25 protein-coding genes are annotated in these 24257 nt (G+C 67.1%); 17 read left to right on the forward strand and 8 right to left on the reverse strand.

Annotated features, from left to right (window positions below):
• Window positions 1-10 precede the first annotated feature (10 nt).
• The 9 genes from PSA7680_RS04250 (at window position 11) to PSA7680_RS04285 (ending at window position 7530) form a co-directional block, all read left to right on the forward strand.
• The gene (locus PSA7680_RS04250) at window positions 11-841 is read left to right on the forward strand and encodes an FAD binding domain-containing protein (protein ID WP_085867416.1); all 831 of its coding nucleotides are present in this window, start codon (window positions 11-13) and stop codon (window positions 839-841) included.
• A complete protein-coding gene (locus tag PSA7680_RS04255; RefSeq protein ID WP_085867417.1) occupies window positions 838-1332 on the forward strand; it encodes a (2Fe-2S)-binding protein in 495 nt (164 codons plus the stop codon). Before PSA7680_RS04250 ends, PSA7680_RS04255 begins: the two co-directional genes overlap by 4 nt.
• Window positions 1329-3746 (forward strand): aerobic carbon-monoxide dehydrogenase large subunit, encoded by a 2418-nt coding sequence (locus PSA7680_RS04260; RefSeq protein ID WP_085867418.1) that lies wholly within the window; start codon window positions 1329-1331, stop codon window positions 3744-3746. The genes PSA7680_RS04255 and PSA7680_RS04260 overlap by 4 nt, the downstream gene beginning before the upstream one ends.
• A gap of 45 nt (window positions 3747-3791) precedes the next feature.
• Window positions 3792-4649, forward strand: a complete 858-nt coding sequence (locus PSA7680_RS04265) for an AAA family ATPase (protein WP_085867419.1) — start codon at window positions 3792-3794, stop codon at window positions 4647-4649.
• Window positions 4649-5839 (forward strand): vWA domain-containing protein, encoded by a 1191-nt coding sequence (locus PSA7680_RS04270; protein WP_085867420.1) that lies wholly within the window; start codon window positions 4649-4651, stop codon window positions 5837-5839. Before PSA7680_RS04265 ends, PSA7680_RS04270 begins: the two co-directional genes overlap by 1 nt.
• A 12-nt stretch (window positions 5840-5851) precedes the next feature.
• Window positions 5852-6667, forward strand: coding sequence for an XdhC family protein (locus PSA7680_RS04275; RefSeq protein ID WP_085867421.1), 816 nt, complete (start codon window positions 5852-5854; stop codon window positions 6665-6667).
• Window positions 6651-6785 carry a hypothetical protein gene (locus PSA7680_RS19060; protein ID WP_275936515.1) on the forward strand — a complete coding sequence of 45 codons (135 nt, stop codon included), beginning with the start codon at window positions 6651-6653 and terminating at the stop codon, window positions 6783-6785. Before PSA7680_RS04275 ends, PSA7680_RS19060 begins: the two co-directional genes overlap by 17 nt.
• A gap of 28 nt (window positions 6786-6813) precedes the next feature.
• Entirely contained in the window at window positions 6814-7266 is a 453-nt protein-coding gene (locus PSA7680_RS04280; RefSeq protein WP_085867422.1) for an SRPBCC family protein, read from the forward strand.
• 69 nt (window positions 7267-7335) lie between these two features.
• A complete protein-coding gene (locus PSA7680_RS04285) occupies window positions 7336-7530 on the forward strand; it encodes a hypothetical protein (protein ID WP_085867423.1) in 195 nt (64 codons plus the stop codon).
• Here the strand turns inward: PSA7680_RS04285 and iolG are convergent.
• From iolG to iolD, 5 genes are read right to left on the reverse strand one after another with little or no spacing between them, the layout of a single operon-like run.
• Window positions 7527-8525: an inositol 2-dehydrogenase gene (gene iolG, locus PSA7680_RS04290; protein ID WP_085867528.1), complete on the reverse strand. Its 999-nt coding sequence runs from the start codon at window positions 8523-8525 to the stop codon at window positions 7527-7529. The genes PSA7680_RS04285 and iolG overlap by 4 nt on opposite strands.
• A 2-nt stretch (window positions 8526-8527) precedes the next feature.
• Complete coding sequence (locus tag PSA7680_RS04295) at window positions 8528-9367, reverse strand: class II fructose-bisphosphate aldolase (protein ID WP_085867424.1); 840 nt, start codon at window positions 9365-9367, stop codon at window positions 8528-8530.
• 28 nt (window positions 9368-9395) lie between these two features.
• Window positions 9396-10250, reverse strand: coding sequence for a 5-deoxy-glucuronate isomerase (locus PSA7680_RS04300; RefSeq protein WP_085867425.1), 855 nt, complete (start codon window positions 10248-10250; stop codon window positions 9396-9398).
• A gap of 12 nt (window positions 10251-10262) precedes the next feature.
• The gene (gene iolC / locus PSA7680_RS04305) at window positions 10263-11231 is read right to left on the reverse strand and encodes a 5-dehydro-2-deoxygluconokinase (protein ID WP_085867426.1); all 969 of its coding nucleotides are present in this window, start codon (window positions 11229-11231) and stop codon (window positions 10263-10265) included.
• Between the two features lie 2 nt (window positions 11232-11233).
• A complete protein-coding gene (gene iolD / locus PSA7680_RS04310) occupies window positions 11234-13105 on the reverse strand; it encodes a 3D-(3,5/4)-trihydroxycyclohexane-1,2-dione acylhydrolase (decyclizing) (protein ID WP_085867427.1) in 1872 nt (623 codons plus the stop codon).
• 220 nt (window positions 13106-13325) lie between these two features.
• Between iolD and PSA7680_RS04315 the strand changes: the two genes are divergently transcribed.
• Genes PSA7680_RS04315 through PSA7680_RS04325 form a run of 3 tightly spaced genes read left to right on the forward strand, consistent with a single transcriptional unit; the run spans window position 13326 to window position 16500 of the window.
• Window positions 13326-14453: a Gfo/Idh/MocA family protein gene (locus PSA7680_RS04315; RefSeq protein WP_085867428.1), complete on the forward strand. Its 1128-nt coding sequence runs from the start codon at window positions 13326-13328 to the stop codon at window positions 14451-14453.
• A 13-nt stretch (window positions 14454-14466) separates the two neighbouring features.
• Window positions 14467-15357: a sugar phosphate isomerase/epimerase family protein gene (locus PSA7680_RS04320; RefSeq protein WP_085867429.1), complete on the forward strand. Its 891-nt coding sequence runs from the start codon at window positions 14467-14469 to the stop codon at window positions 15355-15357.
• A 12-nt stretch (window positions 15358-15369) separates the two neighbouring features.
• Entirely contained in the window at window positions 15370-16500 is a 1131-nt protein-coding gene (locus tag PSA7680_RS04325) for a Gfo/Idh/MocA family protein (protein ID WP_085867430.1), read from the forward strand.
• A gap of 99 nt (window positions 16501-16599) precedes the next feature.
• On the opposite strand, the gene PSA7680_RS04330 is transcribed toward PSA7680_RS04325, so the two are convergent.
• Window positions 16600-17601, reverse strand: coding sequence for a LacI family DNA-binding transcriptional regulator (locus PSA7680_RS04330; RefSeq protein ID WP_085867431.1), 1002 nt, complete (start codon window positions 17599-17601; stop codon window positions 16600-16602).
• A gap of 201 nt (window positions 17602-17802) precedes the next feature.
• Here PSA7680_RS04330 and PSA7680_RS04335 point away from each other — a divergent pair, with 201 nt between their 5' ends.
• The 4 genes from PSA7680_RS04335 to iolB all read left to right on the forward strand — a co-directional run bounded on the left by PSA7680_RS04335 (window position 17803) and on the right by iolB (window position 21546).
• On the forward strand, window positions 17803-18750 hold the full coding sequence (locus tag PSA7680_RS04335; protein WP_085867432.1) for a sugar ABC transporter substrate-binding protein: 948 nt from the start codon (window positions 17803-17805) through the stop codon (window positions 18748-18750).
• 75 nt (window positions 18751-18825) lie between these two features.
• Entirely contained in the window at window positions 18826-19956 is a 1131-nt protein-coding gene (locus PSA7680_RS04340) for an ABC transporter permease (RefSeq protein ID WP_085867433.1), read from the forward strand.
• A gap of 1 nt (window position 19957) precedes the next feature.
• Window positions 19958-20752, forward strand: a complete 795-nt coding sequence (locus tag PSA7680_RS04345) for an ATP-binding cassette domain-containing protein (RefSeq protein ID WP_085867434.1) — start codon at window positions 19958-19960, stop codon at window positions 20750-20752.
• The gene (gene iolB / locus PSA7680_RS04350; protein ID WP_085867435.1) at window positions 20752-21546 is read left to right on the forward strand and encodes a 5-deoxy-glucuronate isomerase; all 795 of its coding nucleotides are present in this window, start codon (window positions 20752-20754) and stop codon (window positions 21544-21546) included. The genes PSA7680_RS04345 and iolB overlap by 1 nt, the downstream gene beginning before the upstream one ends.
• Before the next feature lie 24 nt (window positions 21547-21570).
• Here iolB and PSA7680_RS04355 read toward each other — a convergent pair whose 3' ends face one another.
• Complete coding sequence (locus PSA7680_RS04355; RefSeq protein ID WP_085867436.1) at window positions 21571-21957, reverse strand: metallopeptidase family protein; 387 nt, start codon at window positions 21955-21957, stop codon at window positions 21571-21573.
• A 201-nt stretch (window positions 21958-22158) separates the two neighbouring features.
• Between PSA7680_RS04355 and PSA7680_RS04360 the strand changes: the two genes are divergently transcribed.
• Window positions 22159-23643, forward strand: coding sequence for an inorganic phosphate transporter (locus tag PSA7680_RS04360; protein ID WP_085867437.1), 1485 nt, complete (start codon window positions 22159-22161; stop codon window positions 23641-23643).
• 65 nt (window positions 23644-23708) lie between these two features.
• Here PSA7680_RS04360 and PSA7680_RS04365 read toward each other — a convergent pair whose 3' ends face one another.
• Window positions 23709-24197 (reverse strand): NUDIX hydrolase, encoded by a 489-nt coding sequence (locus tag PSA7680_RS04365; RefSeq protein ID WP_085867438.1) that lies wholly within the window; start codon window positions 24195-24197, stop codon window positions 23709-23711.
• Window positions 24198-24257 lie beyond the last annotated feature (60 nt).

A 24257-nucleotide genomic window follows, 5' to 3' on the forward strand; every position in this document is an offset into this window, starting at 1 on the left:
GGAGGACAACATGATACCAGCAGGGTTCGAATACCATCGGCCCGCCGACATCGCGTCGGCAATCGCCCTTTTGCAGCAGCATGGCGACGAGGCCCGCGTGATCGCGGGCGGCCACAGCCTGATCCCGATGATGAAGCTGCGGATGGCCGATCTGAGCCACCTCGTGGATCTCCAGGGCATCTCAGGCCTGAGCGGCATCACCATCGGTGAGGGCAGCGTCTCCATCGGCGCGATGACGACGCAGAACGCGCTGATCACCGATGCGGCGCTGGCCGAGGCCGTGCCGATCCTGCGCGAGGCCGCGCTGCAGATCGCGGACCCGCAGGTGCGCTACCTCGGCACGGTGGGCGGCAACGTGGCCAACGGCGATCCGGGCAACGACATGCCCGGCCTGATGCAGTGCCTCGATGCGACCTACACCCTCGTCGGCCCCGACGGCGAACGGCAGGTGGCCGCGCGCGATTTCTACGAGGCGGCCTATTTCACCGCCCGCGAGGACGAGGAAATCCTCACCGCGATCACCATCCCGATCCCGGCCGCGAAAGGCTACGCCTACGTCAAGCAGAAGCGCAAGATCGGCGATTACGCCACCGCCGCCGCCGCCGTGCTGCTGGGCGAGGGCTTTGCCTCCGTGGCGATGACGAACCTTGCCGATACGCCCGTCCATTCCGATGCGGCCAGTGCGGCGCTGGCTGAGGGCGACGTGGAGGGCTGCGTGAGGGAAGCGCTGCAAGCCATTGATCCGCAGGAAGATATGCGCGGGCCCATCGCGTTCAAGAAACACGTGGCCGGGGTCATACTGCGCCGCGCCATCACCAAAGCACAGGAGCGCGCGGCATGAGCAAGATGCATGTGAAACTGACCGTCAACGGCCAGGAGGTGGAAGGGCTCGCCGAACCGCGCACCCTGCTGATCCACTTCCTGCGCGAAAACCTCAACATCACCGGCCCGCACATCGGCTGCGAGACCTCCCATTGCGGGGCCTGCACCGTGGATATGAACGGCAAATCGGTGAAAAGCTGCACCCTGTTCGTGGCGCAGGCCAACGGCGCGGACGTGACGACCGTGGAGGGCCTCGTGAACGAGGACGGCTCGCTCGGCGTCATTCAGGAGATGTTCCGCGAGCATCACGGGCTGCAATGCGGCTTCTGCACGCCGGGCATGATCACCCGCGCGCACCGCCTGCTGCAGGAAAACCCGGCCCCCACCGAGGAAGAAGTCCGCTTCGGCATGGCCGGCAACCTCTGCCGCTGCACCGGGTATCAGAACATCGTGAAAGCCATCCTTGCCTCGGCGGATGCGCTCAACGCCCAGAAGGAGGCGGCGGAATGAAGGACGAAATCACACCCGAAGATCGCGTCGCCAACCTCAAGGGCATGGGCTCCTCCCGCAAGCGGGTGGAAGATGTGCGCTTCACACAGGGCAAAGGCAACTACGTGGACGACATCAAGCTGGACGGCATGCTGTTCGGCGATTTCGTGCGCTCGCCTTACGCCCATGCACGGGTGAAGAGCGTCAACAAGGAGGCCGCGCTGGCGGTGCCGGGCGTGCTGGCCGTGCTGACGGCGGAGGATCTGGAGCCGCTGGGGCTGCACTGGATGCCCACGCTCGCCGGCGACAAGCAGATGGTGCTGGCCGACGGCAAGGTGCTGTTCCAGGGGCAGGAGGTCGCCTATGTGGTGGCCACCGATCGCTACGCCGCCGCCGATGGCGTGGAAGCCGTCGTCGTGGAATACGAGGAACTGCCCGTGGTGGTGGATCCCTTCAAGGCGCTTGAGCCGGACGCTCCGATCCTGCGCGAAGACATCAAGGATCGCACCGAGGGCGCCCACGGCCCGGTGCGCCACAACAACCATATCTTCACGTGGGAACAGGGCGACAAGGACGCAACCGAGGCCGCGCTGGCGGAAGCCGACGTGGTGGCCGAGGAGATGATCTACTACCACCGCACCCACCCGTGCCCGCTGGAAACCTGCGGCTGCGTGGCGAGCATGGACAAGGTGACCGGCAAGCTCACGCTCTGGGGCACCTTCCAGGCGCCGCACGCCATCCGCACCGTGGTCTCGCTGATTTCGGGCATCGCGGAGCACAACATCCGCGTCATCAGCCCCGACATCGGCGGTGGCTTCGGCAACAAGGTGGGCGCCTACGCGGGCTACGTCTGCTCGGTCGTGGCCTCCATCGTCACCGGCAAGCCGGTGAAATGGGTCGAGGACCGGATGGAGAACCTGATGTCCACCGCCTTCGCGCGGGATTACTGGATGAAAGGGCGGATCGCGGCCACCAAGGAGGGCAAGATCACCGGGCTCTGGTGCCACACCACGGCCGATCACGGTGGCTTCGACGCCTGCGCGGATCCGACGAAATTCCCCGCCGGTTTCATGAACATCTGCACCGGGTCGTATGACATCCCCACGGCTTACCTCGCCGTGGATGGTGTCTACACCAACAAGGCGCCCGGCGGCGTGGCCTATCGCTGCTCCTTCCGGGTGACGGAAGCCGCCTATTTCATCGAACGCATGATCGAGGTGCTCGCGATCAAGCTGAACATGGATGCCGCCGAGCTGCGCCGGATCAACTTCATCCGGAAGGATCAGTTCCCGTATCAATCCGCCCTGGGCTGGGAGTATGACTCCGGCGATTACCACACGGCCTGGGAAAAGGCGCTTGATGCGGTGGGCTATGACGCCCTGCGCGCCGAGCAGGCGCAGCGGCTGGAGGATTTCAAGGCCGGCAAGACGCGCAAGCTGATCGGCATCGGCCTCACCCATTTCACCGAGATCGTGGGCGCAGGCCCGGTGAAGAACTGCGACATCCTCGGGCTGGGCATGTTCGACAGCTGCGAGATCCGCATCCACCCTACGGGCAGCGCCATCGCGCGGCTTGGCACCATCAGCCAGGGGCAGGGCCACGCCACGACCTTCGCCCAGATCATCGCCAGCGAGATCGGCCTGCCGGCGGACGACATCACGCTGGAGGAGGGCGACACCGACACCGCGCCCTACGGGCTCGGCACCTACGGCTCGCGCTCTACCCCGGTTGCCGGGGCCGCCACGGCCATGGCCGCGCGCAAGATCCGGGCCAAGGCCCAGATGATCGCGGCCTACCTGCTGGAGGTCCATGATGATGACGTGGAGTGGGATGTGGATCGCTTTGCAGTCAAGGGCGCGCCCGAGCGTTTCAAGACGATGAAGGAGATCGCCTTCGCCGCCTACAACCAGGCCATTCCGGGGCTTGAACCGGGGCTTGAGGCGGTGAGCTACTACGATCCGCCCAACATGACGTATCCCTTCGGCGCCTACATCTGCGTGATGGAGATCGACGTGGACACCGGGGAAACCGAAGTCCGCAGCTTCTACGCGCTGGATGACTGCGGCACCCGGATCAACCCGATGATCATCGACGGGCAGATCCACGGCGGCGCAACCGAGGGCTATGCCATCGCCATGGGGCAGGAGATCGCCTACGACGAAATGGGCAACAACAAATCGGCCACGCTGATGGATTTCTTCCTGCCGACCGCATGGGAGACGCCCACCTACACGACCGATTTCACCGTCACCCCGAGCCCGCATCACCCGATCGGCGCGAAGGGCGTGGGGGAAAGCCCCAATGTCGGCTCGGTGCCCTGCTTCTCCAACGCGGTGCACGATGCCTTCCGGCCCTTCGGGCTGGTGCAGAGCCACATGCCGCACGATCACTGGCGGATCTGGAAGATCGCCCGCGATCTGGGCTTGCACGGCTGAGGGAAAGGGCCGGGGCGCTGCCACAGTGCCCCGGCCCGCATCACCATGAGCGATTATCACGATATGCAGGCGAGACTGGCGGCCACCGGCTACATGGCCGGCGAAAGCCTCGCCATGGCGCTGCACCTGGCCATCGCGCTGGGGCGGCCCCTGTTGCTGGAGGGCCCGGCGGGCGTCGGCAAGACGGAGATCGCCAAGGCGCTGGCGCAGGTGCAGGACGCCCGCCTGATCCGGCTGCAATGCTACGAGGGGCTCGATGCGAGCCATGCGATCTACGAATGGAACTACCAGCGCCAGCTTCTGGCCATCCGCGCCGATGGGGTGCGCGAAGAGGCGCTGTTTTCCGAGAAATACCTGCTGCGCCGCCCGCTGCTGGAGGCAATCTCGCAGGAGGCCCCGCCGGTGCTGCTGATCGACGAGATCGACCGCGCGGATGAGGAGTTCGAGGCCTACCTGCTTGAAATCCTGTCGGATTTCCAGATCACCATCCCCGAGCTTGGCACCATTTCGGCCCGCGCGCGGCCCCATGTGATCCTCACCGCCAACGGCACGCGCGATCTGTCGGACGCCCTGCGCCGCCGCTGCCTCTATGCCTATGTGGATTACCCCGACAAGGCTGCGGAACTGGCGATCCTGAAGGCCCGCGCGCCGGAACTGGAGCCGCGCCTCGCGGCCCAGATCGTCACCGTGGTGCAGGCGCTGCGGCGCGAGGATCTGGAAAAGAAACCGGGCGTGGCGGAGATGCTGGATTGGGCCGCCGCCCTTGCCGGGCTCGGCGTGAACGACATGGCGCAGGCGCCGCAAGCCGTGCAGGCCACGCTGGTGACGCTGCTGAAAACCGCCGCAGATCAGGGCGCGGCACCGCCCGAGGTGATCGCGCGGCTCATCGGCAAGGTCGCCTGATGCCCGCCGTCACCCGCTTCCCCGCCCGCGCCGAGGGGCTTGCCGACCGGATGGCCGGTTTCGTCGCCCATCTGCGGATGAATGGCGCAAAGCTCGGCCCCGCCGAGGCGGCGGATGGTCTGGCTGCGCTGGCCTGCGTCGATGCGCTCGATCCCGCGCGGGCCCGGCTGGCGCTCAAGGCCCTCTACGCGCCTGATGCCGAGGGCTGGGACGCCTTTGACGATCTGTTCGATGCCTATTGGTTCAACGCCGGAAAGCAGCGCGCGGGCTCGGCCTCGACCCATGTGAAGGTGCAAAGCGCCAAGCCGATGCTGTGGAAAGGGCATTTGGGCGAGGAGGAGGGCGCCGAGGAGGCGCAGTCCGAGGCCACGCCCGAGGCCGGCGGCGACGGGGAGGAAGAGGCGGAGGGCAGCGATGGCCGCCTGATCGCGACCCGCAGCCAGAACCTGCGCAAGCGGGATCTGCGCGAGTTGATGGACGAGGCTTCGCTGCGTGAGGCCGAGGCCGTGGCCGCGCGGCTGGCCCATGTGATCCGGGATCGCCGCTCGCGCCGGCGCAAGCAGGCCCTGCGGGGCCGCGAGCTGGACCTGCGCCGCATCCAGCGCGCGAGCCTTGCGCGCGGGGGCGAGCCGCTCGATCTTTTCCACCGCACCCGGCCCGAGCGCCCCATGCGCCTCGTGGTGCTGGCCGATGTCTCGGGCTCGATGACCGTCTATTCCCGCGTCTTCCTGGCCTTCAGCAAGGGGTTGATGAGCGCGGATACCTCGGCCGAGGCCTTCCTGTTTCACACCCGCCTGATGCGCGTCACGCCCGCGCTGCGCGATCACGACTCCTTGCGTGCCGCGGGGCGGTTGAGCCTCATGGCCGAAGGTTTCGGCGGCGGCACCGACATCGGCGGCGCGCTCACCACCTTTGCCGACCAATACGGCCAGATCCTGAACCGCCGCACGCTGGTGGTGGTGCTCTCGGATGGCTATTGCACCGGGGCGGCTGAAAACGTGGGGCTGGGCCTTGCGCGCATCCGCCGCCGCGCGGGCCGCATCGTCTGGCTCAACCCGTTGAAAGGCTGGGCCAATTATGCCCCCGTCGCCGCCGCCATCAAAGCCGCCGCGCCGCATCTGGACGCCCATCTTCCCGCCAACACCCTCTCCGCGCTCGCCGCGCTGGAAGGGGAATTCGCCAAGCTCTGAAAGGAGACCCCGATGGGGAAATTCGACATCTTCGACACGATCGACGCCCTGCGCCGCGAGGGTCAGCCCTTCTGCGTCGCCACCGTGATGCGCACGGCGGACGTGACCTCGGCTAAGGCCGGGGCCAAGGCGGTGATCACCGATCGGGGCAAGATCATCGGCCACCTCGGCGGGGCCTGCGTGCAGCGCGCGGTGAAGACGGCCGGGGTGGAGGCGATTGAAAGCGGCGCGCCGCGCGTGATCCGGGTGAAGCCGAGCGAGAAGGTCGTTTCGCTGGTGGATGAGGACGGGGCGCAGGTGTTCAAGAGCGGCTGCCCCTCGGGCGGCACGGTGGATCTGCTGATCGAGCCCTTCGCCCCGCCGCCGATGCTGGTGATCTTCGGCAACACGCCGATCAGCCGCGCCGTGGCCGCCCATGGCGAATTGGCGGGCTACCGCGTGGTGGTGCCCGACGCGATGGAGTTTGCCGAGGCTCATGCCCGTTTCGAAGGCTGTGACCTGGCCGCGCTGAACCTGGCGGAGCGTGATTTCGTCGTCGTCGCCAGCCAGGGCGCACAGGACTTGGCGAGCCTGAGGGCAGCCCTGGAGAGCCCTGCGCGGCGGGTGTCCATGGTGGCGTCGCGCCGCAAAGCGGAGGCGCTCAAGGGCAAGCTGGCCGACGAAAACTTCCCGGCGGAGAAGACGGCGCGGCTGAAATCGCCCGCCGGTCTGGATCTGGGCGGGGTCGATCCGCAGGAGATCGCGCTTTCCGTCATGGCCGAGATCATCCAGTGGCGCAACGCGGACCGCAAGCAGACGCAGGAGGCCCGCCATGAGCACAGTGCTTGAAGCCCTGCGCCGCCTGATCCGGCCCGGCCGCGCTCCCGCCGTGGCCGCCCCCGAACCGAAACCGACCGAAGCCGAGAGGGCGGACATGCTGCTCGCGGCCTTCCCGAAATGTTGCTGACATCCCTTCAAGAAAGAGCGCCAAGCCCATGGAACTGAAAGACGAAATCTTCATCAACGCCCCGAAAGCCACGGTCTATGCCGCGCTGAACGATCCCGGGATTCTGAAAGAGTGCATTCCGGGCTGCGAGGAGCTGATCCAGCACTCGCCCACGGAACTTGAAGCCAAGGTCGTGCTCAAGATCGGCCCGGTGAAGGCGAAGTTCGGCGGCACGGTGACGCTCGATACCGACGGCGCGCCCGATGCCTTCAGCCTCGCGGGCGAAGGGCAGGGCGGCGCGGCCGGTTTTGCGCGCGGCGGGGCCGACGTGACGCTCACCGAGCAGGACGGCGGCACGCTGCTGTCTTACGAGGCCAAGGCCGAGATCGGCGGCAAGATCGCCCAATTGGGCAGCCGCCTGATTCAGGGCACCGCCAAGAAGCTTTCGGCCAAGTTCTTTGAAAGCTTTGCCGAGAAGGTGGGTGCGCGCGAAGAGGCTTAGGCGGGAGGGTCTTGTCGCCCCTCCGCGGCTCTGGCAGGTTTGCGGGGTCAGCCCCCACGCGAGCCTGCCATGCGCCTTCTGGATCCGAACCACCCCTTCTTCCGCCCCGCCTGGCGGCGCTACCTCGTGGTGGCCGCACCCTTCGCCTGGGCGGGGGTGGAAGCCTACAACGACCAGATGATCTGGGCCTATCTCTTCGCGGCCATCGGCGGCTATTGCCTCTGGCACCTCGTGCTGGCCTACAAGCCGGACGACGAGGCTTAAGCCTCGCCCAGATCCACCGGCTGCCCGGTTTCGCGCGACAGGCTCGCCGCATCGGCCAGCATCTGCGCGCGCAAGCCGTCTTCGATGCCGGGGTTGGGCGGGGTGCCCTCGGTGATGCAGGCCACGAAGGCGCGCATCTCGGCAAGGTAGGCGGCGGCGTAGCGTTCAAGGAAGAAATGCTGCGCCGGATCGCGGGTGAAGCCGGTTTGCGTGGCCAGTTCCACCGAGGTTTCGAGCTGGTTTTCCGCCCTGAGCATTCCCTTCTCGCCGTGGGCCTCGATGCGCTGATCGTAGCCGTAGGCGGCGCGGCGGGAGTTGGAGATCTGGCAGATCCGCCCGCTCTCCGTGGTCAGGATCACGGCGGCGGTATCCACGTCGCCCGCCGCGCCGATCTCGGGGTCCACCAGCGACGCGCCCACGGCGTGAAGGCGGGTGAATTCCTCGCCCATGAGGAAGCGCGCCATGTCGAAATCGTGGATCATCATGTCCCGAAACAGCCCGCCGGAGCGCGCGATGTAGGAGACGGGCGGCGGAGCCGGATCGCGGCTGGTGATGTTCAGCAGTTCCACCCTGCCGATGGCACCCGCCCGGATGCGTGCCTGAAGCGCGGCGAAACTGGGATCGAAACGGCGGTTGAAGCCGGTCAGGAAGGGCACGCCGGCGGCCTGGACGGCCTTCATGCAGGCGCGGATGTTCTCCACCGACATGTCGATGGGTTTTTCGCAGAAGATCGCCTTGCCGGCCGCTGCCGCCCCGTGGATCAGGTCGAAGTGGGTGTCGGTCGGGGTGCCGATCACCACCGCATCCACATCCGACGCCGTGAGAATGGCCTCGGCGTCGCGCACCTCGGCGCCATGTTCCGCCGCCAGCGCCTCCGCCGCTGCCGGGATGGCATCGGCCACCGCCACCACTTTCGCATCTTTCATCCGCGCGATGCTGCCGGCGTGCACCTGCCCGATGCGGCCGCAGCCCAGAATGCCGATACGCACAGCCATGTTCATACCCTCCCCGAAGCGCCCATGCTGCGAAACACCTTGCGGGTGGATTCGGCAACGGGATCAATGGTTTCTTTCAGGATCGCCACGCGATCAAACCGGTTCGGGTCGGCGTTCACCGCCGCCCGCAGCGCCGCGCCGAAGGCCTGCCGCAACTCGGTGCCGATGTTGAACTTGCAGATGCGCGAACCCGCCGCCAGCGCAGCCCGCTGCGCATAAGGCACGCCGGAGCCGCCGTGGATCACCAGCGGCACCTGCGTCACCGCTTCGATGGCGCGGATGCGGTCCTCGTCCAGTCCGCCGTCGTCATTGGTCTGCAGATGCACGTTGCCGACCGAGATCGCCATGGCGTCCACGCCCGTTTCCCGCGCGAATTGCGCGGCATCGTCGGGATCGGTGCCGGCGGAGTTTTCGCCGCCCGAATAGCCCACGAAGCCGATCTCCCCCTCGCAGGAGATGCCATGCGCGCGCGCCAGCGCCACCACTTCGCCCGTCTCGGCGATGTTCTGCGCCAGCGGTTTGCGTGAACCGTCATACATCAGCGAGGTGAAGCCGCTCTCGGCGGCGATGCGGCAATCCTCCAGCGTGTAGCCGTGATCCAGGTGGATCACCACCGGCACGCTGGCCGCCTCGGCCAGATTGCGCAACATCGCGCCCAGGACGGGCAGCGGCGTGTGTTCGCGGCAGGAGGGGCCGGCCTGAAGGATCACCGGGGCGCGCTCGGCCTCGGCGGCGGCGACGTAGGCGCGCATGTCTTCCCAGCCGAGGCAGACGAGCCCCGGCACGGCGTAGCCCTCGGCCAGGGCGGGGGTGAGCACCTCTGAAAGGGTGGCAACTGTCATTTTCGGGATGCCTTTCGCGGCAGAGGGGTCATTTGAACTTGGCAACCATGTCCATGATGCCGGGGATCGTGTGCAGCTGTTCGGCGTGGGTGGGCTGGAAATACTGCTTCAGCGAGCGCTGGCTCTGGCCGCCGAGGATGGTGAAGTAATACATCTCGTAGCCGGGCAGGGCGCAGCAGGGGTGATAGCCCTTGTCGATCAGCACGGTGGAGCCGTTGACGATGTGGTAGGCGTCGCCCGGCTCGTTGTCCACGCGCTGCAGCATCTGCAGGCCGGAGCCGTAGTCGGGCTTGAAGCGGAAGTTGTAGCACTCGTCATGCCGGGTTTCGATCAGCTCGCCGCTCTCGTCGCGCCGGTCGGTATCGTGCTTGTGCGAGGGAAAGCCGGACCAGCCGCCCGCGCCCACGGTGAACAGCTCGCTCACCAAGAGCCGGCCGACGCGATCATGGTGCGCCGCACCGAGGATGTGCTTGATCTTGCGGTGGGTCTTGGTGTCGTCCGAGCCGTATTGCACCAGGTCCAGCTCCGGCGTGCGCACGGCGAAGGGCTTGAGCGTCTCGGCAAACTTCGCGCCCGCGATGAAGACCTCGGTATCGGTCTGCGCGGTGATGCGGCAGCCGGTGTCGGTGGGCACGTAGACGCCTTCCGGATCGCCGTCCCAGACATCCTTGCCGCGGTTGCCGATGCCGGCGAAGCTTTCGCCCGCGCACTCGACGGTGACGGTGCCCGTGGCAGGGACGACGCAGGTTTCATAGCCCTTCAGGCGGTAGTCGAAATGCGCGCCGGCGCGCAGCTTGACGATGTTGAAATAGACAAGCGGCACATGGGCGTCTTCGACGTCCACGATGGCACGGTTTTCGTTGTCGAACGGGGCGATATGCATGGCGGGCTCCTGTCAGGCGGCCGTGGGGCCGGCGTGGGATGTGAGAAAATCGGACAGCTCCTGCCGTGTGGGCATGGCAGGGGCGCAACCGACGCGGGCCACCACCATGGCCGCCGCGGCGGAGCCTTGCAGGACGGCCTCGCGCACCGGCAGGCCATCGGCCAGCCCGGAGACGAAAGCGCCCATGAAACTGTCGCCCGCGCCGGTGGGCTTGAGCGCTTCGGTTCGGTAGATCCCGGTCCGGAATTCGCCCTCCGGCGTGATGGTGATCGCGCCTTTCTCGCCCATCTTGTAGACGGCGATCTTCGCACCGTTGGCGACCAGTTCGCGGGCCTTCTCTAGCCCCTTGTCATAGTCGCCGGCCATGAAGCCGAACTCCATGTCGTTGCCCACGATCACGTCGCACATGGCGCCCGCGCGGGAATAGACCTCGGCGGCAACTTCCGCGGAAGGCCAGGAGTAGGGGCGGTAGTCCACGTCGAAGATCAGCGGCAAGCCGGCGGCGCGGGCCAGCTCGAACCCTTTGAAGGCGGCCGAGCGCGAGGGTTCGGCGGCGAAGACTGTGCCGGTGGTGATCAGCGCATCGTAGCGGCCGTAGTCCACGGCCTCCACGTCGGCTTCCGTCATCTCGAAATCGGCGGCGCCGTTGCGGTAGATGACGCTCTGGTGATCCTCGATCGTGGTTTCCACCACGGCGAGCGAGTTGCGCGCCTCACCACCCACGGCGCGCACATGCTGCGCGCCGATGCCGTAGCGGGCCAGCTCGTTGGTGGCGAAGCGGCCGATGGCGTCATCTGACACGCAGGTCACGAGGTCGGCCGCGCCGCCCAGCTTGCAGATCGCGACGCCGATGTTGGCCGAGGAGCCGCCGAGGCAGGCGAAGAACTGGCTGGCGTGCTCCGTCTTGGTGCCGGGCGGATCGGGATAGAAATCCATCCCGGCGCGGCCGATGATGACGAAGCGGTTTCCGGAAAGCTTCATGCTCACACCCCTCGGCGCTGCCTGGCGCGGCTGGCTTCGATCTCGGCGTGTTTCTCGCGCACCTTGGCGCTTTCCGACACCTCCGGCGTTCCGACCTCCCACCAGGTGTGGCCCTCGGTCGTCCAGCCTTCGTAAGCATCGACGTTCATCACGATCACGCTCGTCTTCTCCGCCGCCTTGGCGCGTTTGAAGGCCTCGGCCAGTTCCGCGGGGTTGGAAACGGTTTCCGCCGCCGCGCCCATGGCGGCCGCGTGGGCGGCGAAATCCACCGCGAAGGGTTCGGGCACCGTGGGGCAATCGGCGATGAGGTTGTTGAAGCTTTCGTTGCCGGTGTTGTTCTGCAACTTGTTGATGACGGCGAAGCCGCCGTTGTCCAGCACGAGAATGATCAGCTTTTTGCCTGTCAGAACAGAGGAGTAGATGTCACTGTTCATCAGGAGGTAGGAGCCGTCGCCGGTGAAGACGATGGTGTCCCGATCCGGCTCCGACTCGGATTGCGCGATGCGCGCGCCCCAGCCGCCGGCGATCTCGTAGCCCATGCAGGAGAAGCCGAATTCCACGTCCACCGTGCCGATCTCCAGCGTGCGCCAGTTGGCCGTGACTTCCGCCGGAAGCCCCCCTGCCGCCGCCACCACGCGGTCGCGCGGATCGCAGAGCGCGTTCACCACGCCGATGGCCTGCGCGTAGGAGTTGGGGCGGTTGCCGGGGGCCACGTTCTGGGCCACGTAGGCATCCCATTTCGCCCGTTCGGCCTGCGCCTTTGCGCGCCAGCCTGCCGGGGCCTCGTGGCCCGCGAGCGCGGCATCCAGCGCGGTGAGCGCCAGTTTCGCATCGCCCACCACGGGCAGGCTTATGTGTTTCATCGCGTCATGGCGGCCCACGTTGAGGCCGATCAGCCGGGCATCCTGCGCGAAGGCCGTCCAACTGCCGGTGGTGAAATCCTGCAGCCGGGTGCCGACCGCCAGCACCACGTCGGCCTCTTCGGCGATGGCATTGGCGCTGTCGGAGCCGGTCACGCCGATGGGGCCGATGTTGAGCGGATGGGTGGCCAGCATGTTGGCGCGGCCGGCGATGGTTTCCACCACCGGGATGCCATGGGCCTCGGCGAAGGCGGCAAGCTCGGCCACCGCGCCGGAATATTGCACCCCGCCGCCTGCGATGATCATCGGGCGTTTGGCGGATTTCAGAAGGGCGGCAGCGTCGGCGACCTCGGCAGCATCGGGGGCCTGGCGGCGGATGCGGTGCACCCGGCGTTCAAAGAAGCTCTCGGGGTAGTCATAGGCCCAGCCCTGCACGTCCTGCGGCAGGCCGATGAAGGCGGGGCCGCAGTCAGCCGGATCCAGCATCGTGGCCAGCGCGGCCGGCAGCGACTGGATGATCTGCGCGGGGTGCGTGATGCGATCCCAGTAGCGGGTGACGGCGCGGAAGGCGTCGTTCACGCCCAGCGTCGGATCGCCGAAATGCTCGAGCTGCTGCAACACCGGGTCGGGCAGGCGGGTGATGAAAGTGTCCCCGCAGAGCATCAGCATCGGCAGGCGGTTGGCGTGGGCCAGCGCGCTCGCGGTGAGCAGGTTGGCCGTGCCGGGGCCCGCGGAGGCGGTGCAGAACATGAAGCGGCGGCGCAGGTGATACTTGGCGTAGGCGGCAGCGGCAAAGCCCATGCTTTGCTCGTTCTGGCCGCGGTAGAGCGGCATCTCATCGCGCACCGGGTAGAGCGCCTCGCCGAGGCAGGGCACGTTGCCGTGGCCGAAGATGCCGAAGCCGCCGCCGCAGATGCGGGTTTCGACGCCGTCGATCTCGATGAACTGGTTCATCAGGTAGCGCACGATGGCCTGAGCCGTCGTCAGCCGGATGGTGGGGGGCGTTGCAGTCATCTTTCCTCCCTGCACGCAAGAATTCCCGCCGCAGCCGCCGGCCGCCGAAATGGCGGTTGCGGTGCGACGAGACTCAGGATACAAATTTTGCAACCGGTTGCAACAGCCACGTTCCGGCGCCTCCGAGAGCGGCGAAAAAGGCAGGAAATTCAGCCCCGCACCTGCGCGTCCGGGCGGGCGACTCAGGGAAGAACGGGCATCAGGCTTGGGAGGGCACGCAATGCGGCAGGAGCCTCGGGAGATCGGGATCGGCCTTGTGGGAGGCGGCTACATGGGCAAGGCCCATGCGGTGGCGCTGTCAGCCGTGGGGGCGGTGTTCCAGACGGCGCTGCGGCCCCGGCTGGAAGTGATCGCGGCCTCCTCGCTGGCCTCCGCCGAGCGCTACCGGGCCGATTTCGGCTTCGCCCGTGCCGCCGCCGACTGGCGCGCGCTGGTGGCCGACCCGGCGGTTGAGGCGGTGGTGATCGCCGCGCCGCAAGCCACCCACCGCGCCATCGCCGAGGCCGCCTTCGCGGCCGGGAAATCCGTGTTCTGCGAGAAACCGCTGGGCGCTTCGATCTCCGACGCCGAGGCCATGGTGGCCGCTGCCGAGGCTTCGGGCCTGCCCAACATGATCGGCTTCAACTACGTGCGCACCCCGGCCACGCAATTCGTGCGCAAGCTGCTGGCGGAGGGCGCGATCGGGGAGGTCACATGGTTCCGCGGCGAGCACACCGAGGATTTCCTCGCCGACGCCGATGCCCCGGCCACCTGGCGCTGCCAAGGGCGGGCCAACGGCACGATGGGCGATCTGGCGCCGCACATGATCAACTGCGCGCTGGCGCTGATGGGCGATATCGCCGCGCTTTCGGCGCAGATCGAAACCGTCCATCCCACACGCCCCGGGCCGGAGGGGCCGGTGCCCGTCGACAATGACGACCAGGCGCAGATGATGGTGCGCTTTTCGAGTGGCGCTTCGGGGCACCTCTATTTCAGCCGCATCGCCACTGGGCGCAAGATGGGCTACGCCTACGAGATCCACGGCACCAAAGGCGCCATCCGCTTTGATCAGGAAGATCAGAACGTCGTCTGGCTCTACCGTGCCGAAGGCCCCGAGGCCACGCGCGGCTTCACCAAGATCCTCACCGGTCCGGCGCACCCGGATTACCTGCCGTTCTGCCAGGGGCCGGGGCACGGCACCGGCTACCAGGACCAGATCATCATAGAGGCGCGGGATTTCCTGGAGGCCATCGCCACCGGCACGCCCGTCTGGCCGACCTTCCGTGAAGGGCTCAAGGTCGCCCGCGTCATCGAAACCGCATTCGCCTCGGCCGAAGAGGGCCGCTGGCTCCCCGTTCTGCAAGAGTGAAAGGCTACCGCTCATGACGATCCGCATCGGCAATGCCCCCTGTTCCTGGGGCGTGGAATTCGCCAATGATCCCCGCAATCCCCCGTGGCGGCAGGTGCTGAAGGACTGCGCCGACGCCGGCTACAAGGGCATCGAGCTTGGCCCCGTGGGCTACATGCCCGAAGACCCTTTGGTGCTGGCGGAGGCGCTGGCCGAGCATGATCTGACGCTGATCGGCGGCGTGGTGTTCCGGGCGTTTCACGATCCGGATCAATGGGATGACGTGCTGGATGGCGCGGTGCGCACCTGCAAGGCTCTGGTGGCCCACGGCGCGCAGCATCTCGTGCTGATCGATTCCATCTCGCCGCGCCGCGCCCCCACCGCGGGCCGCGCCGAGGCCGCCGAGCAGATGGGCCCCGAGGAATGGGCCGCCTTTCGCGACCGCATCGCCCAAGTGGCGAAGATCGGCGCGCAGGACTACGGGCTGACCGTGGGCATCCATGCCCATGCGGCGGGCTTCATGGATTTCGAGCCCGAGCTCGAACGCCTGCTCGACGAGGTGCCGGAAGAGATCCTGAAGATCTGCTTCGACACCGGCCACCACTCCTACGCGGGCTTTGATCCGGTGGCCTTCATGAAACGTCACGTGGATCGCATTTCCTACATGCATTTCAAGGATATCGACCCGAAAGTGAAAGCGGATGTGATCGCGAAGGGCACCGGTTTCTACGAGGCCTGCGGGCAGGGGATCTTCTGCAACCTCGGCCAGGGCGACGTGGATTTCCCGCAGGTCCGACAGATCCTGCTGGATGCCGGCTTCGAGGGGTGGTGCACGGTGGAGCAGGATTGCGATCCGACGCTGGACGTTTCCCCGATCCGGGATGCGCGCGCCAACCGCGAGTATCTGGAAAGCATTGGTTTTTAAGGGGGTTACAGGATGAAGCTCAACTGGGGAATGATCGGGGGCGGCGAAGGCTCCCAAATCGGCCCGGCGCACCGTCTGGGCGCGCAGGCCGATGGCAATTTCACCCTCGCCGCCGGCGCGCTGGACGTGGATGCGGCGCGCGGCAAGGCGTTTGCGCAGCGCCTCGGCGTGGCGGCGGATCGGGCCTATGGCAACTGGCAGGAGATGCTGGAGGGCGAGCGGAACCGGGACGACAGGGTCGATCTGGTGACGGTTGCCACGCCCAACTCCACCCATTTCGAGATCACCAAGGCGTTCCTGGAAGCGGGCTTCCACGTGCTCTGTGAAAAGCCGATGACGATGACGGTGGAAGAGGGCGAGGAGATCCTGAAGGTGGCGCGCAGGACGGGCCGGATCTGCGCGGTGAACTACTGCTATTCCGCCTATCCGATGGTGCGCGAGATGCGCGCGATGGTGCGCAAGGGCGAGATCGGCAAGGTGCGGCTGGTGGTGGCGAACTTCAGCCACGGCCACCACGCCGACGCCGCCCAGGCCGACAACCCGCGCGTGCGCTGGCGCTACGATCCGAAGATGGCCGGCGTGTCCGGGCAGTTCGCCGATTGCGGCATTCACGCGCTGCACATGGCCAGTTTCGTGGTGGGTGACGAGGTGCGCGAGCTCTCGGCGGATTTCGCCTCCACGATCGCGTCGCGCGAGCTGGAGGATGATGCGATGGTCAACTTCCGCATGGAGGGCGGCACGGTGGGGCGGCTGTGGTCCTCCTCCGTGGCGATCGGCCGCCAGCACGGCTTCGACATCCAGATCTTCGGCGAGACCGGCGGGCTCCGCTGGGCCTCCGAGCAGCCCAACCAAGTGTATTACACGCCGCTGGGCGGGCGCACGCAGATCATGGAAAAGGGCGAGGCCGGGCTGTCGGATGAGGCCGCGCGGCTGAGCCGGGTGCCGATCGCGCATCCGGAGGGCTTCCCGCTGGCAGTGGCCAACATCTACCAGGATCTCGCCGCCGCGATCCGGGGCGAGCCCCGCGACGGGCTGCCGGGGGCGGAGGACGGCCTGCGCTCCATGGCGGCGGTGCATGCCTGCGTGGAGTCGGCCAGGGGCCGCGGCACCTGGGTGGATGCGCGCCCGCCGATGCTGCGCTGAGGTTTTCGCGATGAGCGCCCGCCACGTGCCGAAGGCACACCTTCGGTGTGATGGGCGGGCGAACGCGCGCCTGTCGCTGGCGCGACAGGCAGATACACCTTAGCCGACCAGTGGCCTGAGCGTGCCGCGTTCCACCACGCGGCACGGAAAAAGCCGGGTTTCGGGGTGGCGGTCGGGCTGCTCGATGGTGCCGACCACCAGCTCGATGGAGGCATTGATGATCTCGGCGATCGGCTGGCGGATCGTCGTGAGATCGATGTTCTGCCAGCCCGCCATTTCCATGTCGTTCAGCCCGATCACGCCGATGTCTTCGGGCACCCTCAGCCCGGCCTCCCGGATCGCGCTCAACGCACCCACCGAAAGCACGTCGTCACCGCAGAAATAGGCCTCCGCCGGGTCCGCCATCAGCAGCTTGATCATCTCGACCCGCCCGGCATCGAAGGAATAGGCGCTGGCGTAGCTCATGGAGACCTCGACCTCCGGGTGCTCGCGCAGCGCGCCGAAGAAGCCGCGGGCGCGGTCCTGGGTCGAGGTGGCGGTTTCGGGGCCGCCGAGGAAGGCCACGCGCCTGTAGCCGCGCGCCATCAGCGCTTCGGCCGCCATGCGCCCGCAGGCCACGTTGTCGATCCCCACCACGTGGACGTTGGGGCTGGTGGAGAAGCGGCCGAAGGAATGGACCACCGGCACGCCGGCCGTCTTGAAGCCCTCGGCGAAGCTCGGGGGCAGGGTGGAGGAGGCCACGATCACCCCGTCCACCGAGTATTGCCGCAGCATCCGGATCGAATTTTCGGGATCGGTTTCATTGGAGAGGTTCACCAGCAGCGGGCGCAGGCCGCGGTCCTGCAGGCCGCGGGTGAAGAGATCGAAGACTTCGAGGAACAGCGGGTTGTGGAAGTTGTCCGAGACCAGGCCGATGAGCTTGGTGCGCCCCGTGGTCAGCGAGGAGGCAAGGGCGTTCGGGCTGTATCCGAGTTCGGCGGCGGCCTTTTCCACCTTGGCCCGCGTGCGGGCAGACACCGAGGCGCCCTCGGTGAAGGTGCGCGACACGGCGGAGCGGGAAACGCCCGCTCTTTCAGCAACCTCCTTGAGTGTAACGGCCATCGTTTTCGCCTGCCTCCTACTCGGTGTTCCCCGCTCTCAACGTATACACAATGCCCGGTCAGGAGGAAATCCACCATCAAGAATTGCAACCGGTTGCAAAAATTGTGATTCGCCCTTAGGGTTCCAGATGAGGCGATGCTGGCCAGGCCCGGTCGCCGCTTTCGCCGGACACGGCACAATTGGAATGTTTGGGAGGACATCATGAAGAAATTTATGAAGACACTGGCCGTGACGGCCGCCGCGACGGCGGCGCTGGCCGGCGGCACGGTGGCTCAGGCCGAGGGCGAGAAATACGTTCTCGTCAGCCACGCGCCGGACAGCGACAGCTGGTGGAACACGATCAAGAACGGCATCGCGCTTGCCGGCGAGCAGATGGGCGTCGAGGTGGAATACCGCAACCCGCCGACGGGCGACCTCGCCGACATGGCGCGCATCATCGAACAGGCCGCGGCCTCCGGCCCGAACGGCATCATCACCACGCTGAGCGACTACGACGTGCTGAAGGGCCCGATCATGGATGCCGTCGCCAGCGGCGTGGACGTGATCATCATGAACTCCGGCACCCCGGAGCAGGCCCGCGAAGTGGGCGCGCTGATGTACGTGGGCCAGCCCGAGTATGACGCCGGCTTCGCCGCGGGCCAGCGCGCCAAGGCCGACGGCGTGAGCTCCTTCCTCTGCGTGAACCACTACATCTCCTCGCCTTCGTCCACCGAACGCTGCCAGGGCTTCGCCGATGCGCTCGGCGTGGAACTGGGCGACCAGATGATCGATTCCGGCCAGGACCCGGCCGAGATCAAGAACCGCGTTCTGGCCTACCTGAACGCCAACCCCGATACCGACGCCATCCTGACCCTCGGCCCGACCTCGGCCGATCCGACGCTGCTGGCGCTGGAAGAGAACGGCATGGCCGGCGACATCTACTTCGGCACCTTCGACCTGGGCGAGAACATCGTGCAGGGCATCAAGGACGGCGTGATCAACTGGGGCATCGACCAGCAGCCCTTCCTGCAGGCCTACCTGCCGGTCGTGGTTCTGACGAACTACCACCGCTACGGCGTCCTGCCGGGCAACAACATCAACTCCGGCCCCGGCTTCGTGACGGCCGACGGCCTTGAAATGGTGGAAAAGTTCGCCGGCGAATACCGGTAACCTCCCCCCTTGGGCGGCCCCTTTCGCGGGCCGCCCCTTTTGTTTTCCTGATCACTGAAGCGAGGCTCGCAAGCGATGTCGCAGACAGCGCAATCTCCCTCCACGTCCGATGACACCGACGAACGGGTCAAGGATCTCGGCTGGCGCCGTGCCCTGATCCGGCCCGAGCTGGGCGGCATCGTCGGCACCATCGCCGTTTTTCTCTTCTTCGGGCTCACCGCCTACGACAGCGGCATGTTCAACGCGCAAGGCATCCTGAACTGGTCCACCGTTTCGGCGCAGTTCATGATCATCGCCGTGGGCGCCTGCCTGCTGATGATCGCCGGCGAGTTCGATCTTTCCGTGGGCTCCATGATCGGTTTCGCGGGCATGTTGATCGCCATCTTCTCGGTGACGCTCGGCTGGCCGGTGTGGATGGCCATCCTCGTGACCTTCGTGCTGGCGGTGCTGATCGGGGCGCTCAACGGCTTCATCGTGATCCGCACGGGGCTGCCGAGTTTCATCGTGACGCTGGCCTTCCTCTTCATCCTGCGCGGCTTCACCATCTACCTGCCGCAGACGATCGAGCGCAAAACCATCATCGGCGGCATCCGCGAGGCGGCAGAGGGCGACTGGCTGGGCGCGGTCTTCGGCGGCAAGATCCTCAAGGGCATGTTCCAGTGGATGGGCGAGGCGGGGCTGATCACCACCTTCGAGCGCGGCACCCGCGCCGGGCAGCCCGTCGTGGACGGCATCCCGATGCTGATCGTCTGGGCCATCGTGCTGGTGATCTTCGGCCATGTGCTGCTGACGAAAACCCGGTTCGGCAACTGGATCTTCGCGGCCGGCGGGGATGCGGAGGCGGCGCGCAACTCGGGCGTGCCGGTGAACCGCGTGAAGATCTACATGTTCATGTTCACCGCCTTCTGCGCCACCGTGTTCGCCGCCTGCCAGGTGATGGAGTTCGGCTCCGCCGGGGCGGACCGCGGCCTGCTGAAGGAATTCGAGGCGATCATCGCCGTGGTGATCGGCGGGGCGCTGCTCACCGGCGGCTACGGCTCCGTGCTCGGCGCGGCGCTCGGGGCGCTGATCTTCGGGGTGGTGCAGCAGGGGCTGTTCTTTGCCGGGGTGGAAAGCTCGCTGTTCCGGGTCTTCCTCGGGATCATCCTGCTCGGGGCCGTCATCCTGAACACCTACATTCGCCGCATGATCACGGGGGAGCGCTGAGATGAACACGCGAACGACCCATGCACCCATCATCGAGATGAAGAACATCGAGAAGCACTTCGGCAGCGTGATCGCGCTGGCCGGGGTCTCGGTGGAGGTCTATCCGGGCGAGTGCCACTGCCTTCTGGGCGACAACGGCGCCGGCAAATCCACCTTCATCAAAACGATGTCGGGCGTGCACAAACCCACCCACGGCGAGATCGTCTTCGAGGGCAAGCCGATGCATTTCGACGATCCGCGCGATGCCATCGCCGCCGGGATCGCCACCGTGCACCAGCATCTCGCCATGATCCCGCTGATGTCGGTGAGCCGCAATTTCTTCATGGGCAACGAGCCGGTGAAGAAGCGCTTCGGCATCTCCTTCTTCGATCACGAGTATGCCGACAGCGTGACGATGGAGGAGATGCGCAAGATGGGCATCAACCTGCGCGGCCCCGACCAGGCCGTGGGCACGCTTTCGGGCGGCGAACGCCAGACCGTCGCCATCGCCCGCGCGGTGCATTTCGGCGCCAAGGTGCTGATCCTCGACGAGCCCACCTCGGCCCTCGGCGTGCGCCAGACGGCCAACGTGCTGGCCACCATCGACAAGGTGCGCAAGCAGGGCATCGCGGTGGTCTTCATCACCCACAACGTGCGCCACGCGCTTGCGGTGGGCGATCGCTTCACCGTGCTGAACCGGGGCAAGACCCTGGGCGCCGCGCAGCGCGGCCAGATCACGCCGGAGGAACTCCAGGACATGATGGCCGGCGGCCAGGAACTGGTGGCCCTCGAAGGCTCCCTGGGCGGGACGGTCTGATGGCGGATCTGTTGCGCCGGCCCGTCGCGCAGACGGGCCGCACCCACGCGATCACGCCCGAGTCTGCGGGCTGGGGCTATGTGGGCTTCGAGCTCTGGCGGCTTGCGCCCGGTGAATGCGCTCAGGGCAGGCTGGAGGGGCGCGAGGCGATCCTCGTGCTGGTGGAAGGCCGCGCGCGGCTTTCGGCCGCCGGCGAGGAATTCGGCGAGATGGGCGGGCGGATGGACGTCTTCGAGCGCACGCCCCCCCATTGCCTCTACGTGCCGGCGGGGGCGGACTGGGCGGCGCAGGCCACCACGGGCTGCACGCTCGCGGTCTGCACTGCGCCGGGATCTTCGCAGCGCCCGGCCTGCAGGCTGGGGCCGGAGGGCATCGCGCTGGAGCAGCGCGGGGAGGGGGCCAACACCCGTTTCATCCACAACATCGCCATGGAAGGGCGCGACGTGGCCGACAGCCTGCTGGTGACGGAGGTCTTCACGCCGGCGGGCAACTGGTCATCCTATCCGCCGCACCGCCATGACGAGGATGATTTCCCGGCCATCACCTACCTGGAGGAAACCTACTACCACCGGCTGAATCCGCCCGATTGCTTCGGCATGCAGCGCGTGTTCACCGATGACCTGAGCCTCGATGAGACAATGGCCGTATCGGATCAGGACGTGGTTCTGGTGCCACGGGGCCATCACCCCTGCGCCGCCCCCTACGGCGTGGAGATGTATTATCTCAACGTCATGGCCGGCCCGCGCCGCAACTGGCGCTTCCGGATGCACCCGGCCTTCGCCCACATGGGCTGAGGCGCGCGGGGCGAAGCGCGGAGGCTACTCCCACCAAGGGTCGATGCGGGCGATGTCCGCATCGCTCCAGCCGAAGTGGTGGGCGAATTCATGCACAACTACATGGGCGATCAGATCGTCGAGCGCCACGTCGCCCCGGCTGCGCCACTCATCGAGGATGGGCTCGCGGAACAGCCAGACGGCATCGGGCATGGGGGCGATGTCCTCCATGCTCTTCATCGTCACCGGGATGCCGTCGTAGAGGCCGGTCAGTTCCAGCGGGTCGGTGATCCCAAGATCCCGCAGCATGTCGGGCGCGGGCCAGTCGGCCACGCGCAGCTGCACATCGGCGGCCAGCCTGCGGAAGGGCTCGGGCAGGCGCGCGACGGCGGCGCGGGCGGTGGTCTCGAAGTAATCCAGATCGGTTTTCATGCCCGAGGTATCGCGCGCGGTGGGTGGAAAGGAAAGCCCGTCGGCCGCTTGAATGCGCCCGCCGGGTCGTCGGCGAGCCCGCGGCAGGCCGGCTTTGTGACGGTTCGTCAAAGGCTGCATGAATTTTTGATGAAGATTGAATGACGCCGGCAAACCCCCTATGGCTCCGCCGCAAGGGGATAAGACCAACCGGGGACAACCATGTCAGACAACAATCTCGATCCGCGCCACCTGGAAACGCTCGACCGCGATCTCGGGCGGCTGAACGCCGCGGAGAAGGCGCTGGGGTATGTCGCGCGCCCGATGGTGGCGCCGGGGCTTTCGCTGGTGTTCATCCTGGCTGCGGGCCTGCTGGCCGCGCTCACCATGGGGGTGACGACCTCGGGGCTCGTGATCGCCGTCGCGGCAGTGTTCGGCGCCTACATGGCGCTCAACATCGGCGCCAACGACGTGGCCAACAACATGGCCCCGGCGGTGGGCGCGAACGCGCTGTCCATGGGCGGGGCGATCCTCATCGCCGCCATCTTCGAAAGCGCCGGGGCGCTGATCGCGGGCGGGGACGTCGTTTCGACCGTGGCAAAAGGCATCGTCGCGCCGGAATCGGCGGCGTCGCCGGAGATCTTCATCTGGGCGATGATGGCGGCGCTGCTCTCCGCGGCGCTCTGGGTCAACCTCGCCACCTGGATCGGCGCGCCGGTCTCCACCACCCACTCGGTGGTGGGCGGCGTGATGGGGGCGGGCATCGCCTCGGCGGGCTTCGGCGCCGTCAACTGGGGCACGATGTCGGCGATCGCGGCAAGCTGGGTGATTTCGCCCGCGCTCGGCGGGCTCGTGGCGGCGGGGTTCCTGTGGTTCATCAAGTCCCGCATCATCTACCAGGACGACAAGATCGCCGCCGCCCGGCGCTGGGTGCCGGTGCTCGTTGGGATCATGGCGGGCGCCTTCAGCACCTATCTCGCGCTGAAGGGCATCAAGAAGATCGTGAAGATCGATTTCTCCACCGCGCTGCTCATCGGCGCCGTGCTCGGCGTGCTCACCTGGCTCGTCGTGCGCCCGATCATCCGGCGCCAGGCCGTGGGGCTGGAAAACCGCAACAAATCGCTCAAGACGCTCTTCGGCATTCCGCTGGTCGTCTCCGCGGCCTTCCTGAGCTTCGCCCACGGGGCCAACGACGTGGCCAACGCCGTGGGTCCGCTGGCGGCCATCGTGCATGCCAGCAAGGACGGCACGGTGACGGGCGTCGTCCACATCCCGATCTGGGTGATGATGATCGGCGCTTTCGGCATCTCCTTCGGCCTGTTCCTCTTCGGGCCCAAGCTGATCCGGATCGTGGGCAGCCAGATCACCAAGCTCAACCCGATGCGCGCCTTCTGCGTGGCGCTTTCGGCGGCCATCACGGTGATCGTCGCCAGCTGGCTCGGCCTGCCGGTCAGCTCCACCCATATCGCCGTGGGGGCCATCTTCGGGGTCGGGCTGTTCCGTGAATGGTATGCGGAGCGGCGCATCGTCTCGGCGCGCAAGGCGCTGCCCGACACGCCCGCGCCGGCCCGTGGCGAACGCCAGCGCCGCAAGCTCGTCCGCCGCTCCCACCTGCTGACGATCGCCGCCGCCTGGGTCATCACCGTGCCCGCTGCGGCCGTGCTCTCGGGGCTGATCTACCTCGTGATCCACATGATCGCGGGCTGATCCCGCCGGTTGGACGGCCCCGCCGAGGGCGGCAAGGCATCAGGCGCGCCCCGCAACGGGCGCGCCTATTTCTTTCGGGCGGCCTTTCGCAGGGTCTTCTGCACCTTGGGCTTGCGGCGGAGTTCGCGGAACAGCGCGGAAAGCTCCTCCTCCTTCACGTGCCTGGCCGCTTCCTTGGCGGTGAACCACTTGCGCTTGCGCTCGCCGCGTTCCTTCCAGCGCTCGGCCAGATCCTCGACCAGAAGCGGGTAGACCTTCACCTTGGTCGGCACGCGGGTGCCGTCGTCGAGCCGCTTCTCGTAGCGGAAGCTGCCGAGCGGCTCGCGCAGAACCTTGCCCTCGGCGCCGGCTTCCTCCTCGGCCTCGATGGCGGCGGCCTTCCACGGGCTCTTGCCCTCCATCGTCCAGCCCTTTGGCAGCACCCAGCGGCCGGTGTCGCGGGACGTGACGAGCAGAATCTCCAGCTTGCCGTCCTTGCGCCAGCGTACCGGCAGCGCGGCGACCTGCCGGCCCTTGCCGGCCTTCTTGAGCTTGTCTTGTTTCTTCTTGTTCATCGCACGATGCGGGATCTGCTCTGCCTGTTCGCTGGCGGCACGTTATGCGCCCGCCGCAGC

Origin of the sequence: Pseudoruegeria aquimaris (assembly GCF_900172235.1) — a bacterium.
GTDB classification, from domain to species: domain Bacteria; phylum Pseudomonadota; class Alphaproteobacteria; order Rhodobacterales; family Rhodobacteraceae; genus Pseudoruegeria; species Pseudoruegeria aquimaris.

What these genes read in the sequence shown, in the direction of transcription:
- PSA7680_RS04250 (WP_085867416.1), top strand. Translation starts at nt 11, where the DNA reads ATGATACCAGCAGGGTTCGAATACCATCGGCCCGCCGACATCGCGTCG.
- PSA7680_RS04335 (WP_085867432.1), top strand. Translation starts at nt 17,803, where the DNA reads ATGAAGAAATTTATGAAGACACTGGCCGTGACGGCCGCCGCGACGGCG.
- iolD (WP_085867427.1), bottom strand. Translation starts at nt 13,105, where the DNA reads ATGACTGCAACGCCCCCCACCATCCGGCTGACGACGGCTCAGGCCATC.
- PSA7680_RS04255 (WP_085867417.1), top strand. Translation starts at nt 838, where the DNA reads ATGAGCAAGATGCATGTGAAACTGACCGTCAACGGCCAGGAGGTGGAA.
- PSA7680_RS04300 (WP_085867425.1), bottom strand. Translation starts at nt 10,250, where the DNA reads ATGCATATCGCCCCGTTCGACAACGAAAACCGTGCCATCGTGGACGTC.
- PSA7680_RS19060 (WP_275936515.1), top strand. Translation starts at nt 6,651, where the DNA reads ATGAGCACAGTGCTTGAAGCCCTGCGCCGCCTGATCCGGCCCGGCCGC.
- PSA7680_RS04280 (WP_085867422.1), top strand. Translation starts at nt 6,814, where the DNA reads ATGGAACTGAAAGACGAAATCTTCATCAACGCCCCGAAAGCCACGGTC.
- PSA7680_RS04330 (WP_085867431.1), bottom strand. Translation starts at nt 17,601, where the DNA reads ATGGCCGTTACACTCAAGGAGGTTGCTGAAAGAGCGGGCGTTTCCCGC.
- iolC (WP_085867426.1), bottom strand. Translation starts at nt 11,231, where the DNA reads ATGAAGCTTTCCGGAAACCGCTTCGTCATCATCGGCCGCGCCGGGATG.
- PSA7680_RS04365 (WP_085867438.1), bottom strand. Translation starts at nt 24,197, where the DNA reads ATGAACAAGAAGAAACAAGACAAGCTCAAGAAGGCCGGCAAGGGCCGG.
- PSA7680_RS04345 (WP_085867434.1), top strand. Translation starts at nt 19,958, where the DNA reads ATGAACACGCGAACGACCCATGCACCCATCATCGAGATGAAGAACATC.
- iolB (WP_085867435.1), top strand. Translation starts at nt 20,752, where the DNA reads ATGGCGGATCTGTTGCGCCGGCCCGTCGCGCAGACGGGCCGCACCCAC.
- PSA7680_RS04285 (WP_085867423.1), top strand. Translation starts at nt 7,336, where the DNA reads ATGCGCCTTCTGGATCCGAACCACCCCTTCTTCCGCCCCGCCTGGCGG.
- PSA7680_RS04325 (WP_085867430.1), top strand. Translation starts at nt 15,370, where the DNA reads ATGAAGCTCAACTGGGGAATGATCGGGGGCGGCGAAGGCTCCCAAATC.
- PSA7680_RS04275 (WP_085867421.1), top strand. Translation starts at nt 5,852, where the DNA reads ATGGGGAAATTCGACATCTTCGACACGATCGACGCCCTGCGCCGCGAG.
- PSA7680_RS04340 (WP_085867433.1), top strand. Translation starts at nt 18,826, where the DNA reads ATGTCGCAGACAGCGCAATCTCCCTCCACGTCCGATGACACCGACGAA.
- PSA7680_RS04320 (WP_085867429.1), top strand. Translation starts at nt 14,467, where the DNA reads ATGACGATCCGCATCGGCAATGCCCCCTGTTCCTGGGGCGTGGAATTC.
- PSA7680_RS04360 (WP_085867437.1), top strand. Translation starts at nt 22,159, where the DNA reads ATGTCAGACAACAATCTCGATCCGCGCCACCTGGAAACGCTCGACCGC.
- PSA7680_RS04295 (WP_085867424.1), bottom strand. Translation starts at nt 9,367, where the DNA reads ATGACAGTTGCCACCCTTTCAGAGGTGCTCACCCCCGCCCTGGCCGAG.
- iolG (WP_085867528.1), bottom strand. Translation starts at nt 8,525, where the DNA reads ATGGCTGTGCGTATCGGCATTCTGGGCTGCGGCCGCATCGGGCAGGTG.
- PSA7680_RS04270 (WP_085867420.1), top strand. Translation starts at nt 4,649, where the DNA reads ATGCCCGCCGTCACCCGCTTCCCCGCCCGCGCCGAGGGGCTTGCCGAC.
- PSA7680_RS04355 (WP_085867436.1), bottom strand. Translation starts at nt 21,957, where the DNA reads ATGAAAACCGATCTGGATTACTTCGAGACCACCGCCCGCGCCGCCGTC.
- PSA7680_RS04260 (WP_085867418.1), top strand. Translation starts at nt 1,329, where the DNA reads ATGAAGGACGAAATCACACCCGAAGATCGCGTCGCCAACCTCAAGGGC.
- PSA7680_RS04315 (WP_085867428.1), top strand. Translation starts at nt 13,326, where the DNA reads ATGCGGCAGGAGCCTCGGGAGATCGGGATCGGCCTTGTGGGAGGCGGC.
- PSA7680_RS04265 (WP_085867419.1), top strand. Translation starts at nt 3,792, where the DNA reads ATGAGCGATTATCACGATATGCAGGCGAGACTGGCGGCCACCGGCTAC.